This window comes from Enterocloster aldenensis, assembly GCF_003434055.1.
Lineage (GTDB): Bacteria > Bacillota > Clostridia > Lachnospirales > Lachnospiraceae > Enterocloster > Enterocloster aldenensis.
The window spans coordinates 319-572 of sequence record NZ_QVEX01000060.1; the positions used below are offsets into that span (position 1 = coordinate 319).

Consider the following 254-nt stretch of genomic DNA (forward strand, 5'->3'; position numbering starts at 1 on the left):
ACATGGTATTGTAGAATTTGTTGAAGATGAAAATAAGATTAATGCGTTAAAAATCTTAATGAGACATTATCATGAAGAAGATTTTAAATTCAATGAAAAAGTCGCAAAAGTAACAGAAGTTTTTCGTGTTAAAGTGCTCGATATGACAGGTAAACGAAGAGATAATATTCATCCTGAAGAAAAAGTAAAAAGACATATCTCACTAGATTAAAAGGGCATGTAATTAGCCCTTTTAATCTAGTTCTTCACCGTTA

1 pseudogene is annotated in these 254 nt (G+C 29.5%); it reads left to right on the forward strand.

Going from position 1 to position 254, the window contains the following annotated elements:
* Positions 1-211: pseudogene (locus tag DWX59_RS29575) on the forward strand (hypothetical protein); the annotation flags it as partial.
* Positions 212-254 lie beyond the last annotated feature (43 nt).